Below are 11,716 nucleotides of genomic sequence, written 5' to 3'. Positions count from 1 at the left end.
GTGTAGTTTGGTGCCCATCGACATGCGCTATCAGGACGTTTGGATCGTCATCCCCGCCTTCAACGAGGCGAGCATCATCGGCGACGTCATCTCCGACGTGCGCTCGGTTTTTCCTAACGTGGTGTGTGTCGATGACGGCAGCCGCGACGACACAGCGGATCTGGCATTCGCCGCCGGCGCGCACGTGGTCCCGCACCCGGTGAACCTGGGCCAGGGAGCGGCGATCCAGACCGGGGTGGAGTACGCCCGCAGCCGGCCCGGTGCCCGGGTGTTCGCGACGTTCGACGCAGATGGACAGCACCAGGTCAAAGACGTGATGCGGATGATCGATCGGCTCGACACCGACAATGTCGATCTGGTGGTCGGTACCCGGTTCGCCGGCACGGTCACCCACGTCCCGCCACTCAAGCGCGTCATCCTGCGCGCCGCGGCGTTTCTCAGCCCGCAGAGCCGCAGCCTCGGCCTGACCGATGCCCACAACGGACTGCGGGTGTTCAACAAGACCGTCGCCGACGCACTCAACCTGACCATGAACGGCATGAGCCATGCCGGCGAATTCATCGCACTGGCAGCCGAACACCATTGGCGGGTCGCCGAGGAACCGGTCGAGATTCTCTACACCGACTATTCGAAGTCGAAGGGCCAGCCGCTGCTCAACGGCGTCAACATCGTCTTCGACGGGCTGTTGCGCAGGAGGATGTCCCGGTGAACTGGATTCAGGCTCTGCTGATCGTCTCGGTGCTGGCGTTGCTGGCCTACCTGCTGGGATCCCGACGCAGCGCCCGGTCCAAAGCGTGGGTCAAGGTTGGCTTCGTGCTGTTCGTGGCGGCGGGCATCTACGCCATTCTGCGGCCCGATGACACCACGATTCTCGCGAATTGGCTTGGCGTGAAACGCGGTACGGACCTCATGGAGTACGTGCTCATCATCGCGTTCGTGTTTGTCACGCTGTCGACATACCTGCGCTTCAAGGACATCGAGCTGCGTTACGCCCGGCTGGCCCGGTCCGTGGCCCTGCAGAACGCGCGAGTTCCGGAAGATTCCTAGCGGCTGAGCAACGTCGCCAGCATTTCGATCCTGGCGTCCTCCAGCTCGGGCATCGGCAGCACGCGCCGCACCATCGCGGCCCCGTCGAATGTGTTGATCGCGATGGTCAGCATCACGGCGAAGACATCTTCGGGGAACTGATCCATCCCGGGCGCGGCCTTGGCGATTTCATAGATGCTGGCGATGTACTCGGCAAGCACGGTCTGCAGTGCGGCCCTGAGCTTTTCGTCGGTGCGAGCCGCCATGAGCAGCTCGTGCCACACGGTGTTGGTGTCACTGCCCGCGATGTCGCGCAGGATTCTCAACTGCGCCGGCAACGGCGGCTGCTCGGCGGCGATGTCCGCGCCCAACTTGCTGCCCAGCTCCAGCTGACGCCGTGCCACCTCACGGGCCGTGGCCGCCATGAAGTCGCTCATGGTGGGGAAATGCCGGAACAGCGCGCCGTCGGAAACCTTGGCCCGCTTGGCGATCACCGCTGCCGAGGCCTTGGCGTAGCCGACCTCGATGATGGTGTCGATCGCGGCGTCGAGTAGTCGTGCGACGGTTTCCTCGCGGCGCTGCTGCTGGGTTCTGGCCATGTCAGACCGGCGTATGGTCCAGTTTCTCAGCACCGGCCCGCAGGTAGCGCCCTGACTTCACCGACACACCGTAGCCCTCCCGGAACTCACCGTTGCGGAACACCACGGCGCCGTTGACGGCTGTGGCGACAACAGCGTCGTCGCTGCGGTTCACCATGCGGCTCAACCCTCCGTAGAACGGGACCGATTCCTCGTGATACGCCTCCACCGAGTCGTTCAGGCCGGCGGGGTCGATCACCACGAAGTCCGCCCGGTCACCTTCGCGCAGCGTACCGGCCGAGACGCCGAACCAGTCGGCTACCTCGGCGGTCAGCCGGTGGACGGCGTGCTCGGTGGTCATGAACGGCTTGCCCGCCAATTGCGCGTCGCGCACTCGCTTGAGCAGCTTCACCGAGTAGTTGTAGAACGCCATGTTGCGCAGGTGCGCACCGGCATCCGAGAAGCCCATGTGCACCGACGGGTCCTTTGCCAGCCGGTCGAGATGCTTGGGACGGTTGTTGGCCACGATGGTCGTCCAGCGAACATTGCGCTCACCGTTGTCGACGAGCACATCGAGGAACGCGTCCAGCGGGTGAATGCCGCGCTCGTCGGCGATCTGACCGAAGCTCTTGCCGATCAGCGCCTTGTCCGGGCATTCGACGATCGTGGCGTCGTGGAAGTCGCGGTGCCACAAGGTCGGTCCGAGCACGCGGCGGTCGAAGGACTTGCGGAACCGGCGGCGGTACTCCGGGTCGGCCAGCAGCTTGTTGCGCTCGAATTGATCCTTCAGATGCAGGGCTGCGGTACCCGCGCCGAACTCCTCGAACACCGGGAGATCGATTCCGTCCGAATACAATTCGAACGGCACGGGCAGATGCTGGAAACGCACCTTGGCACCGAGGACGCGGTTGAGCAGCCGGACGCCCGGCCCCAGCACCCGCACCGCACCGGGCGAGGACTTCGCGTCGGCCGAGACCAGCAGGCTCATCCGGACGTCCCGGCGGCGGCCGAACAGGCCGCTGCTCTCTATGAAGAAGTTCAGCGCCTCATGGATTTTGGCGACGTTCGGCGCGCTCTGCAGCATCCGTCCACGCTTGCGCAGCACCTTGATCAGGCGCCGGCGCTCACGCCAGGTCGCGAACGTCGACGGCAGTGCGCGGGACCGGAAGCGGTCCCCGTCGAGCTTGTCGATCGCCGCGTCCATCCCGGACATGCCGAGCATGCCCGCTTCGAGCGCCTCATCCAGCCTGGCCGCCATGGTCTCCAACTCGGCGTCGGTCGGCATGACCCCGCGGGTGGTGGCCCGGTCCAATCCCAGCACCGAGGCCCGCAGATCCGAATGGCCCAGCAGCGAGGCGATATTCGGGCCGAGTGGCAGCTCGTCGATGGCCTTCACGTATTCGGCGGGACCCGACCAGGTCTTGTGCTGCTCGAGGGCGCCCAGCACGAATTGACGCGGGACCGCCTCGACGCGGCTGAACAGGTCGGCAGCGTCCTCGGTGTCGGAGTAGACCGTCGACAACGAACACATGCCGAGCAGGACGGTGGTCACGCCGTGGCGCACCGATTCCCGCAGGCCCGGATCGAGCAGGATCTCGGCGTCGTAGTGGGTGTGCACGTCGACGAAGCCGGGCAGCACCCATTTGCCGCCGGCGTTGATGACATCCGGGCAGTCGGTCTCGTCAAGGGGTGTGGCCGACACCGCGACCACTACCCCGTCGCGGATTCCGAGCGTGCGGACCTGCGGCGGGGCGCCGGTGCCGTCGAACCACAGGCCGTTGCGAACGATGACGTCGTAGGACATGACGCCACGCTAAACGAGAAAGTGAGTACTCACAATCTTTTAGCGAGAATTACTCCGGAAGTATTCGACCGTCCTGGGGATACCCGCCGCCAGATCCACCTGCGGCCGCCAGCCCAGCACATCCCGGGCCCGGCGAATGTCGAGCTGGGAACGACGCAGGTCACCGAGCCGCGGCGGGTGCATCTCCGGTTCGTCTGCGGCACCGACCGCCAGGGCGATCGCGGTGTGCATCTCGCGGGTCGAGGTCTCCACCCCGGTGCCGACGTTGAACCGTTGACCGCCGCCGTCCGGCCCGGACGCCTTCACGAAGGCGTCGACCACGTCGTCGACGAACACGTAGTCGCGGGTGTCGGAACCGTCACCGAAGATCTTGGTGGGCCGCCCGGCCAGCAACGCCTGGGCGAAGATCGCCACCACGCCGGCCTCGCCGTGCGGATCCTGCCGTGGGCCGTAGACGTTGGCCGGGGCGATGTGCGAGCAATCCAGGTTGTACAGATTGCGGAACATGTTGAAGTAGACCTCGCCGGCCACCTTGCTCGCCGCATACGGTGAGGCCGGATTCGTCGGCGCATCCTCGCTCGTCGGGTAGGACGGCGGGGTGCCGTACACCGAACCGCCCGAGGACGTGTGCACCACCTTGCGGACGCCGGCCTGACGGGCCGCCTCGGCCAACCGGACCACGCCCACCACGTTGACCGTGGAGTCCAGTTGCGGATCGTCCACCGAACGCTTCACCGAGATCTGCGCCGCCAGGTGGAAGATCACCTCAGGCTGGGTGTCCTTGAGCAAGCCCAAAAGGTCCGCGTCGACGATGTCGGCCTTCACGAACTCGAACTTGTCGCTGTTGTCGGCGTTGCTGAGGTTGTCTGCCCGCCCCGTGCTCAGGTCGTCGAGTCCGACGACGCTGTGCCCGTCTGCGAGCAGCCGGTCGACCAGCGTCGATCCGATGAAACCTGCCGCTCCTGTCACCAGTGTTCGCACGGCCACACCATACCGACGGCGACTAGGGCCCCGCTGTGTCCGTACAGTCGGCAAGAGTGAACAAGGTCGCCCGCACTGCTGTTGCGCTGATCGCGCTGCATCTGGTGGTCCGGGCGATCCTCGCCTTCGGGGGCTATTTCTACTGGGACGATCTGATCCTGATCGGCCTGGCCGGAACCCAGAATCTGCTGTCGCCGTCCTTCCTGTTCGACGATCACGACGGCCATGTCATGCCCGCGGCGTTCCTGGTGTCCGGCGCCGTCACCCGGCTGGCCCCGTTCTCCTGGGTGCTGGCCGCGGTGAGCCTGGTGGTGATGCAGCTGCTGGCCTCGCTGGCGTTGCTGCGGGCACTGTGGGTGATCCTGGGCTGGCGGCCGGTGCTGCTGGTGCCGCTGACGTTCGCGTTGTTCACCCCGCTGGCGTTGCCGGGGTTCGCGTGGTGGGCGGCGGGGCTGAACACGCTGCCGATGCAGGCCGCGCTGGCGTGGGTGGTTGGTGAGGCCGTGCTGCTGGTGCGGACGGGTAATCCCCGCCACGCCGTCACCGGCGTGCTGGTCTTTCTCGGCGGGCTGCTGTTCTTCGAGAAGGCCGCGGTGATCCCGTTCGTGGCGTTCGCGGTGGTGGCTCTCTTGGGATACGTCACCGGGACTTTCAGCGTGCGCGAGGTGTGGCAGCGCGGTCTCCGGCTGTGGGTCGGGTCCCTGGCGCTGATCGTGGCGTGGATCGGGGTCTATCTCGTCGTCGTCGATCAGAAGCGGTGGAGCTTCGACCTGGCCATGACCTGGGACCTGCTCAGCCGCTCCTTCACCCATGGCATCGTGCCCGGGCTCGTCGGCGGCCCATGGTCCTGGCAGCGCTGGGCGCCGGCCTCCCCGTGGGCCACGCCGCCGGTCTCCGTGATGGTGCTGGGCTGGGCGTTCTTGGGCGTCGCGCTGGCGGTGGTGCTGGTGCGCAAGACCCGCATCTGGCCGGTGTTGGTCGTGGCCCTGGGCTATGCCGTGGCCTGCCAGATCCCGATCTATCTGATGCGCTCGTCGCGGTTCACCGCGTTGGAGCTGGCGCAGACGCTGCGCTACCTGCCCGATTTGGTCGTGGTGCTGGCGCTGCTGGCTGCCGTGGGATTCTGTGCGCCGAACCGGGATTCACGGTTCTCCGCCGCCCTCTCGGCATCGAAGGCGCGCACTGCCATATGCGTCTGTCTTGCAGCGCTTTTCGTAGCAAGCAGCCTGTATTCGACCTTCACCTTCTTGAAGGTGTGGCAGGACAACCCGGTGCCGGCCTATTTGAACAACGCCCGCGCGTCGCTGGCGTCCACCTCATCGGCCGCTCCGCTTCTGGACCAAGAGGTCGATCCGCTGATCCTGCAACGCGTGGCGGCCCCGGAGAACCTGGCCAGCCACATGTTCGCCCTCGCCTCACCGCGCCCAGAGTTCGCCTCGGCGACAACAGATCTGCGGATGTTCGATCGCACCGGGAAGCTACTTCCCGCGAAAGTGACGTGGGTGCGCACCATCGTCGAAGGGCCGGAACCGAAATGCGGATTCCTGGTACAGCCCGACGAGCCCGTCGTCATGCCCTTGGACGGGCCGCTGCTGCCGGCCGACTGGACCACCGAGATCAACTACCTGGCCAACAGCGACGGCTCCTTGACCATGGCGCTGGCCGAGGGGCCTGAGGTGAAGGTGCCGGTGCGCCCCGGGCTCAACCGCGTCTTCGTCCGGCTGCCCGGGGCTGGGCAATCGATCTCCGTGCAGGCCAACACCGCCGCCCTATCTGTATGCATCTCCCCCGGACCCGTGGGATTCCTGGCACCGAGGTAGCTCGGGTGCTGAGATACTGAGGGTTGACTATCGGGATTTGTCGAGGGGGACGCTTCTGTGAGCGCGCTTGATGGCTTCTATTCAACGTGGAGCAAAGCCAAGGACACCTTCGGTGTCGGCACCCCCACCGACGGCAGCCAGTACAACGGCAGCAGCTCGCAGCTGCTGAAGATGAAGTCCTCGATCGAATCGGCCCAGCCTGACGACCGCTGGCAGGGTTCGGGGTCTCAGGCCTATGCCGCGGTCAACAAACAACATGCCGGCGTGTACGAAAAGTTGGCCGACCTCGACAAGAAGATGGCCGCCGAGGTCACCAACGCCGCGAACGTCGTCACCAACGGGCGCAATCAACTCGACACCACGAAGTCCTGGGTCGACAGCGCGGTCCACTCATTGCCCCAATCGCTGAGCTCGCAGGCTCGCGAGAAGAGCCTGATCCCGATTGCCAAGGAAGGCATCACTCAGGTCAACAACACCGTCAGCACCGCCAACGGCGACATGCTCAAGATCGGCTTCCGCGTCAGCGACCTCAAGAATGCGTTTGATGAGCTCCAGAATCAGAAGCTCGGGCCGGGCGAGAAGAAGGGCAGCGAAGAAGCCCACGCGTTACCTCCAGAAGAGCAAGCCAAGAAGGATGTTCAGAACGCGCTACTCAAGGGGGACAAGGACGCGGCAGCGCATGTGGATCAGATATTGAGCGGGATCAAACCCGGTCAGGAGCTAACGGCGGAACAAGCCGCTTACATGAGCCAAATGGAATCCCAGCAAAAGGACATGTCAGTAGCGGCCCTGAAGGACGCAAGAGAAAAGCTCGGCGAGCATGGCGATGTCATCCCGAACTCATGGCAGCTAATGAGCAATGACGATGTCCCCCGATCCACGGGAAAATTCGATGACCAACAGAAGGGCGGCTTCGACCGATTGCCGCAGAGCGTTCAGGATGCCCTCAAATCGCCAGGCGCATTGCCAGTCACCACGGAGGTGAGTGACATCGCGGCCATCGTTAAGGAAGGTGATCCAGCGCTACAGACCGGTACCGAGCTAGATCGTGAACTGATGCGCAAGGCGGACCGGATGATGGACTCGGGGTTGTTCACGGGCGATGTCACTTTCGCAGACCCTCATGCGAAGTACGTTGAGAATACCGTTCAGGACATTTTTGAAGCAGCGGGCCGCGACCACCAGATCGTTTACGACCAAATATCGGGTAATCATGGCGACGACGGTCAGGATTTCTTGAAAGACGTCACCACGCACGAGTGGTCAGACGACGGAAAGGCCGCCGGTTCTCTGTTCGAATGGACGAAGGACTCTCCCGAGAGCAAACTCTCTGCTGAGACTGCAAATGTCTACGCCGAATTTCTCGGACGTGAAAGTGGCGATCTGCTTGCGATCAACGGCAACCATCAGATCGGGGACATGAATCCTGATCTCGTCAAGGCGTTCGCCAACGGATTGATGCCGTATCAGGACGAACTGGTCACGGACCAACCGAAGGTGAATACCGATTTCCACCGCCTCGACGACCTCGGCAGCACAATGGACAAGACGAAGGGCCTCTTCGCTGTAATAGATTCGCAGCCCGAAGCAGCGCGAGATTGGAACAAGGCCGCATACAACAACGCTCTTGAGATGCAGAATTCGTTCGCGGAATACGCGAAGGAACACCCCGACCTACCAAAAGGTGACGCCCGGGTGGACGACCTGCAAGCCTCGGCCCGACTGCTTGGCGTAATCGACGGCGGCATGAGTCAAGAGACACTTTCGAACATCCACAACGGCCAGATGAATGCCGATCAAGCACTGGAAAATGCTAAGGAAGCCTACGAAACCAAAAAAGACATACTCCGCAGCGTATTTTCCTACGGCAAAGGCGGTGACTTGATCACCAACACCTTCGCGGACATGATCGCAGGCGGCCCACCAGACAAGGCCGACTTTAAATTCAACGAGGACGGAACCCTAACCGACGTGGGCCTTACCGCCAATGAGACGTCGGTTCAGCATCAGATCACACAGGCTCAGTACGCCGTGGCGTCACAGTTCGTTCAGGATGGTAATCCACATATCGAAGACCGATTCTTCGATGACACCAGCGGACGGTTGAAGCCGCCAAGCCAGATTAGTGATGCGGACTGGAGCATTTACGACGCTCAGTTAACCGCCGCGATGGCCGACAAGACACAGATCGCGGCAATGATGACGAAGTTCAGCCAAACTTTCGGGCACGTCGGCGGGTACCAAAAATGAGGTTCTGGCTCACGCTAGTCACCGTCGGAATACTTGCGCTCGTCGTCGCCTGTACTTCGCAGGACGAGCCTTTGCTTCCTTCGAGCACGGACACCGTCGCGATCGCCGAGAAGATCACCGGATCAAACGATCAATCGTTCTTGTGGGATATCACCGCTGCATCGTGGGATGACGACGGTCGTCGGGCGGCTGAGCTCTTTGCCTGGGTTCCACGGGACGCGCTTTCGACCGATCGAACAACAGCAACCCGGGCGGGGGCCGCCGCGCACGCCATCGCATCGTTCTTGGCAGACGAGCGGGAGAAGGTTGCGGGTACACCGGCGAATCCTGCACTCTGGCAAGCCTTTGCGCAGAGCCTAGTGCCTTATCTCGGAGCGATGGTCGCCGATGAGAGCGGAGTTGCAGGATTCGAGCCGTTGGACGACCCCGAGTCGCAGATGCGGCGCACGGTCTCGCTATTCGCGGCGATGACGAAGGAAGCCGATGCGCACCGCACTTTCAGTACAGCCGTCTCCCAGCGTGCTGACACCTACGAAGCCGCGTTCGCAAGAGCCGCCGTGGCGGAACCTCTCCTCGCGGACAGAGGCCCCACCAAAGAAGAACTTCTTCAAGCAGCGCGCCTCCGAAGCCTTTTAGCGACTGGCACCCACTCGGCAGATCCGACCTCGGACAAGCCCACATCTACACGTGCGCAAACACAACTCGCTTATCAAGTTGTTTCACTCACCGCACGTCCGGATGATCCTCACATCAATGAAGAGTTTTTCAGAGACGGTCGCCTACTACCTCCAAGTGAAATTGCTGCCGAGGACTGGAGCATCTACGACAGTCAACTAACGGTGTATCTCGCTCCGTGGCCACGCATCAACGGGGCGATCCGCGAGTTCGGCAGCGCGTACGACGTTATTGCCCGGGGACAGTGACGCGAGAGGAAGAGCGCCACTGCCGTGACGAATTCTTTTGGGGTGCACAGGATCAGCGCTGCGGCCCTGTCGTTGGCCTTGGCCACATTCACACTTTCAGCATGTTTCCCAAGTTCGCACAATCGGCAACAGATGGAGACAACCATGAATGCTCCCGCCGCCAAGCACACGTCCAATCCCGTTCGACACGAGCTGGAGCCGTTGACCAAACGCTTCCCTGCGATCGGGTCGCCCGTCAACGCATCGTGGGTGAGCGGAGACATGGGTGATCCGGATGTACCTGGGCCATCGCTGTACTGGATCGACAGCGTCGTCGAACTGAGCCCGTCCGTCGCAGAGGATTTGAAGGCGAGGTACCGCCCGGTGCCGACCACCGACCGGCCCGATGTCTGGGAATCATTGCGGGCCGACCTGCCGCAGGGCAGCTTTCTCGCCAGTAGTCAACTCGACGCGGCTTTCACCGGCACCAAGATCAAGTCCAAGGCGTTCCTTGCCGAGGATGGGCCAGTCGTCGTCGTCACCGCCACCGGTGAATAGCTCGTCAGGCCCGTGCCAAGCTGGCAGGCATGACTGACGACGTACGCGAACAGGGTCTGCGGGTCCTCCAAGAACTCGTGCCGCATCTGTCGGAGAAGAACGTCGAACCCGACGGTTCCTTCGGCGACGAACTGCTGGCGATCGGGGTCGACAACGTCTTCGGCCGGCTGTGGAGCCGTGACTGACTGAGCCGGCGTGACCGCAGCCTGGTCACCATGGGCATTCTGATCGCCCTGCGCGCCACCGATGAGTTCGAATCCCACGTCAGGATCGGCCTGAGAAACGGCCTCACCGAAGACGAGATCGCCGAGGTGATCTACCACTCCAGTGGCTACGCGGGCTTCCCGAACGCCAACACGGCGATGAAGGTCGCCAAGAAGGTGATCGAAGGGCCGGACTCGCTGTAGCCGCTCTCCGAGCGCCTACGCCGACTAGCGCAAAAAAATGGAGCCACCCAGGGGAATCGAACCCCTGACCTATTCATTACGAGTGAATTGCTCTACCGACTGAGCTAGGGTGGCGCGCTCGGCGAACCGGGCGGCACGAGTCTACGGCAGGCCCCCGCCCAGACCCAACTCACCCACGCAGCGCCTGCCCGATGGTCGCCACCATGGCATCGACGGCGAACTTCGGCTTGACGTTGGTGGCCAGCGCTTCGCGGCATTCCAGCACCGCCTCGATGCAGCGCAGCAGCCGGTCCGGTGACACGTGGTCGGCCATGGCCTGCACTTTCTCGGCCATGTCCGGGTGATTGGCGGTCACCGCCGTGGCTCCCGATGACACCAGCAGTGCATCGCGGAAATAGGTGGCCAGGTCGATCAGGGCCCGGTCCAGCGCATCGCGGGAGGCCCGGGTCTGCCGGGACTTCTGCCGCCGCTCCAGCTCCTTGAGCGCACCGGCGGTGCCGCGGGTGGTGGTCGCGGTGCCCTTTCCGGTCCCGCCGGCCCCCAGGGCCGTCTTGAGCTCCTCGGTCTCGGTCTCGTTGCGCCCGACCGTCAACGCCAGCGCCTCCGCCTCGGCGACGGCCACCATCTCCTCAGCGGCCGCGAATGCCCGCGCCGGCGTCGCGGCGTCCCGGGCCAGTCCCAACGCGCGTTTGCGGCGCTCTCTGGCCTCCGGATCGGTCGCGAGCCGCCGGCCGGCCCACGTGCCCGCCGCTGACCGAGGCCGCCCAGCGAGCGTCTTCCTCGGGCAGCCCGTCACCGGAGATCAGCACGTCGGCGATGGCATCCACCGACGGCGTGGTCAGCGCGACGTGCCGGCACCGCGAGCGCAGCGTGATCGCGATGTCCTCGGGGTCCACCGATGGCGCGCACAGTAGGAACACCGTCGACGCGGGCGGTTCCTCCACCACCTTCAGCAGCGCGTTGGCAGCGCCTTCGGTGAGCCGGTCGGCGTCCTCGATCACGACGATCTGCCAGCGCCCGGTCCCGGGCCGGCGCGACGCGATCTGGACGATCTCGCGCATCTCCTTGACCGCGATGGACAGCCCCTCGGGCACGATCCGGCGCACATCGGCGTGGGTTCCGGCCATCGTCGTCGTGCAGGCCCGGCATTCACCGCACCCCGGAGTCCCCTCGGACGTGCACTGCAGGGCCGCCGCGAAGCACAGCGCCGCGACCGAACGCCCTGATCCGGGCGGGCCGGTGATCAGCCAGGCATGTGTCATGGTCCCGACGGTGGTGCCACTGTGTGGCGAATCACCCCGGGCCGCCAAGGCGGCCGCCACCAGCTCCTGTTCCACCGCATGCTGGCCAACCAGCCGCGCAAAAACCCCGCTCATCGTCCCCAACAGTA

Annotated in this window: 9 protein-coding genes, 1 tRNA gene and 2 pseudogenes; 7 read left to right on the top strand and 5 right to left on the bottom strand. The window is 64.1% G+C overall.

Annotated features, from left to right (window positions below; all coding sequences use genetic code 11):
- The first annotated feature begins 22 nt into the window (after positions 1 to 22).
- Positions 23 to 709, top strand: coding sequence for a glycosyltransferase family 2 protein (locus ACNQVK_RS07745; RefSeq protein ID WP_418034026.1), 687 nt, complete (start codon positions 23 to 25; stop codon positions 707 to 709).
- Complete coding sequence (locus ACNQVK_RS07740) at positions 706 to 1,047, top strand: DUF2304 domain-containing protein (protein ID WP_418029053.1); 342 nt, start codon at positions 706 to 708, stop codon at positions 1,045 to 1,047. Before ACNQVK_RS07745 ends, ACNQVK_RS07740 begins: the two co-directional genes overlap by 4 nt.
- Here ACNQVK_RS07740 and ACNQVK_RS07735 read toward each other — a convergent pair.
- The 3 genes from ACNQVK_RS07735 to ACNQVK_RS07725 are packed head-to-tail and all read right to left on the bottom strand — an operon-like array spanning position 1,044 to position 4,389.
- Positions 1,044 to 1,625 (bottom strand): TetR/AcrR family transcriptional regulator, encoded by a 582-nt coding sequence (locus tag ACNQVK_RS07735; protein WP_418029052.1) that lies wholly within the window; start codon positions 1,623 to 1,625, stop codon positions 1,044 to 1,046. The two genes, ACNQVK_RS07740 and ACNQVK_RS07735, sit on opposite strands and share 4 nt — an antisense overlap.
- Before the next feature lies 1 nt (position 1,626).
- Positions 1,627 to 3,408 carry an N-acyl-D-amino-acid deacylase family protein gene (locus ACNQVK_RS07730; protein WP_418029051.1) on the bottom strand — a complete coding sequence of 594 codons (1,782 nt, stop codon included), beginning with the start codon at positions 3,406 to 3,408 and terminating at the stop codon, positions 1,627 to 1,629.
- A 39-nt stretch (positions 3,409 to 3,447) separates the two neighbouring features.
- Entirely contained in the window at positions 3,448 to 4,389 is a 942-nt protein-coding gene (locus tag ACNQVK_RS07725; RefSeq protein ID WP_418029050.1) for a GDP-mannose 4,6-dehydratase, read from the bottom strand.
- A gap of 56 nt (positions 4,390 to 4,445) precedes the next feature.
- Here ACNQVK_RS07725 and ACNQVK_RS07720 point away from each other — a divergent pair, with 56 nt between their 5' ends.
- From ACNQVK_RS07720 to ACNQVK_RS07700, 5 genes and pseudogenes are all read left to right on the top strand, one after another.
- Positions 4,446 to 6,209, top strand: a complete 1,764-nt coding sequence (locus ACNQVK_RS07720; RefSeq protein WP_418029049.1) for a hypothetical protein — start codon at positions 4,446 to 4,448, stop codon at positions 6,207 to 6,209.
- A gap of 57 nt (positions 6,210 to 6,266) precedes the next feature.
- Positions 6,267 to 8,459 carry an EspA/EspE family type VII secretion system effector gene (locus ACNQVK_RS07715; RefSeq protein WP_418029048.1) on the top strand — a complete coding sequence of 731 codons (2,193 nt, stop codon included), beginning with the start codon at positions 6,267 to 6,269 and terminating at the stop codon, positions 8,457 to 8,459.
- Positions 8,456 to 9,382, top strand: coding sequence for a hypothetical protein (locus ACNQVK_RS07710; protein ID WP_409548183.1), 927 nt, complete (start codon positions 8,456 to 8,458; stop codon positions 9,380 to 9,382). Before ACNQVK_RS07715 ends, ACNQVK_RS07710 begins: the two co-directional genes overlap by 4 nt.
- A gap of 144 nt (positions 9,383 to 9,526) precedes the next feature.
- Positions 9,527 to 9,919, top strand: coding sequence for a hypothetical protein (locus ACNQVK_RS07705; RefSeq protein WP_418029047.1), 393 nt, complete (start codon positions 9,527 to 9,529; stop codon positions 9,917 to 9,919).
- 29 nt (positions 9,920 to 9,948) lie between these two features.
- Positions 9,949 to 10,326: pseudogene (locus tag ACNQVK_RS07700) on the top strand (carboxymuconolactone decarboxylase family protein).
- Between the two features lie 38 nt (positions 10,327 to 10,364).
- Here ACNQVK_RS07700 and ACNQVK_RS07695 read toward each other — a convergent pair.
- Together ACNQVK_RS07695 and ACNQVK_RS07690 are read right to left on the bottom strand one after the other, a co-directional pair.
- Positions 10,365 to 10,440, bottom strand: a tRNA-Thr gene (locus tag ACNQVK_RS07695).
- Between the two features lie 55 nt (positions 10,441 to 10,495).
- Positions 10,496 to 11,702, bottom strand: a pseudogene (locus ACNQVK_RS07690) (DNA polymerase III subunit delta').
- Between the last annotated feature and the right edge of the window lie 14 nt (positions 11,703 to 11,716).

The sequence above is a fragment of the Mycobacterium sp. 134 genome, assembly GCF_048282715.1.
GTDB classification, from domain to species: Bacteria; Actinomycetota; Actinomycetes; order Mycobacteriales; family Mycobacteriaceae; genus Mycobacterium; species Mycobacterium septicum.
The sequence above is the reverse complement of the archived record's forward strand: the minus strand, read 5'-3'. Positions and strand labels throughout refer to the sequence as shown.

Coding starts and splice junctions, on each gene's coding strand:
- ACNQVK_RS07745 (WP_418034026.1), top strand. CDS start 23: ATGCGCTATCAGGACGTTTGGATCGTCATCCCCGCCTTCAACGAGGCG.
- ACNQVK_RS07735 (WP_418029052.1), bottom strand. CDS start 1,625: ATGGCCAGAACCCAGCAGCAGCGCCGCGAGGAAACCGTCGCACGACTA.
- ACNQVK_RS07730 (WP_418029051.1), bottom strand. CDS start 3,408: ATGTCCTACGACGTCATCGTTCGCAACGGCCTGTGGTTCGACGGCACC.
- ACNQVK_RS07710 (WP_409548183.1), top strand. CDS start 8,456: ATGAGGTTCTGGCTCACGCTAGTCACCGTCGGAATACTTGCGCTCGTC.
- ACNQVK_RS07705 (WP_418029047.1), top strand. CDS start 9,527: ATGAATGCTCCCGCCGCCAAGCACACGTCCAATCCCGTTCGACACGAG.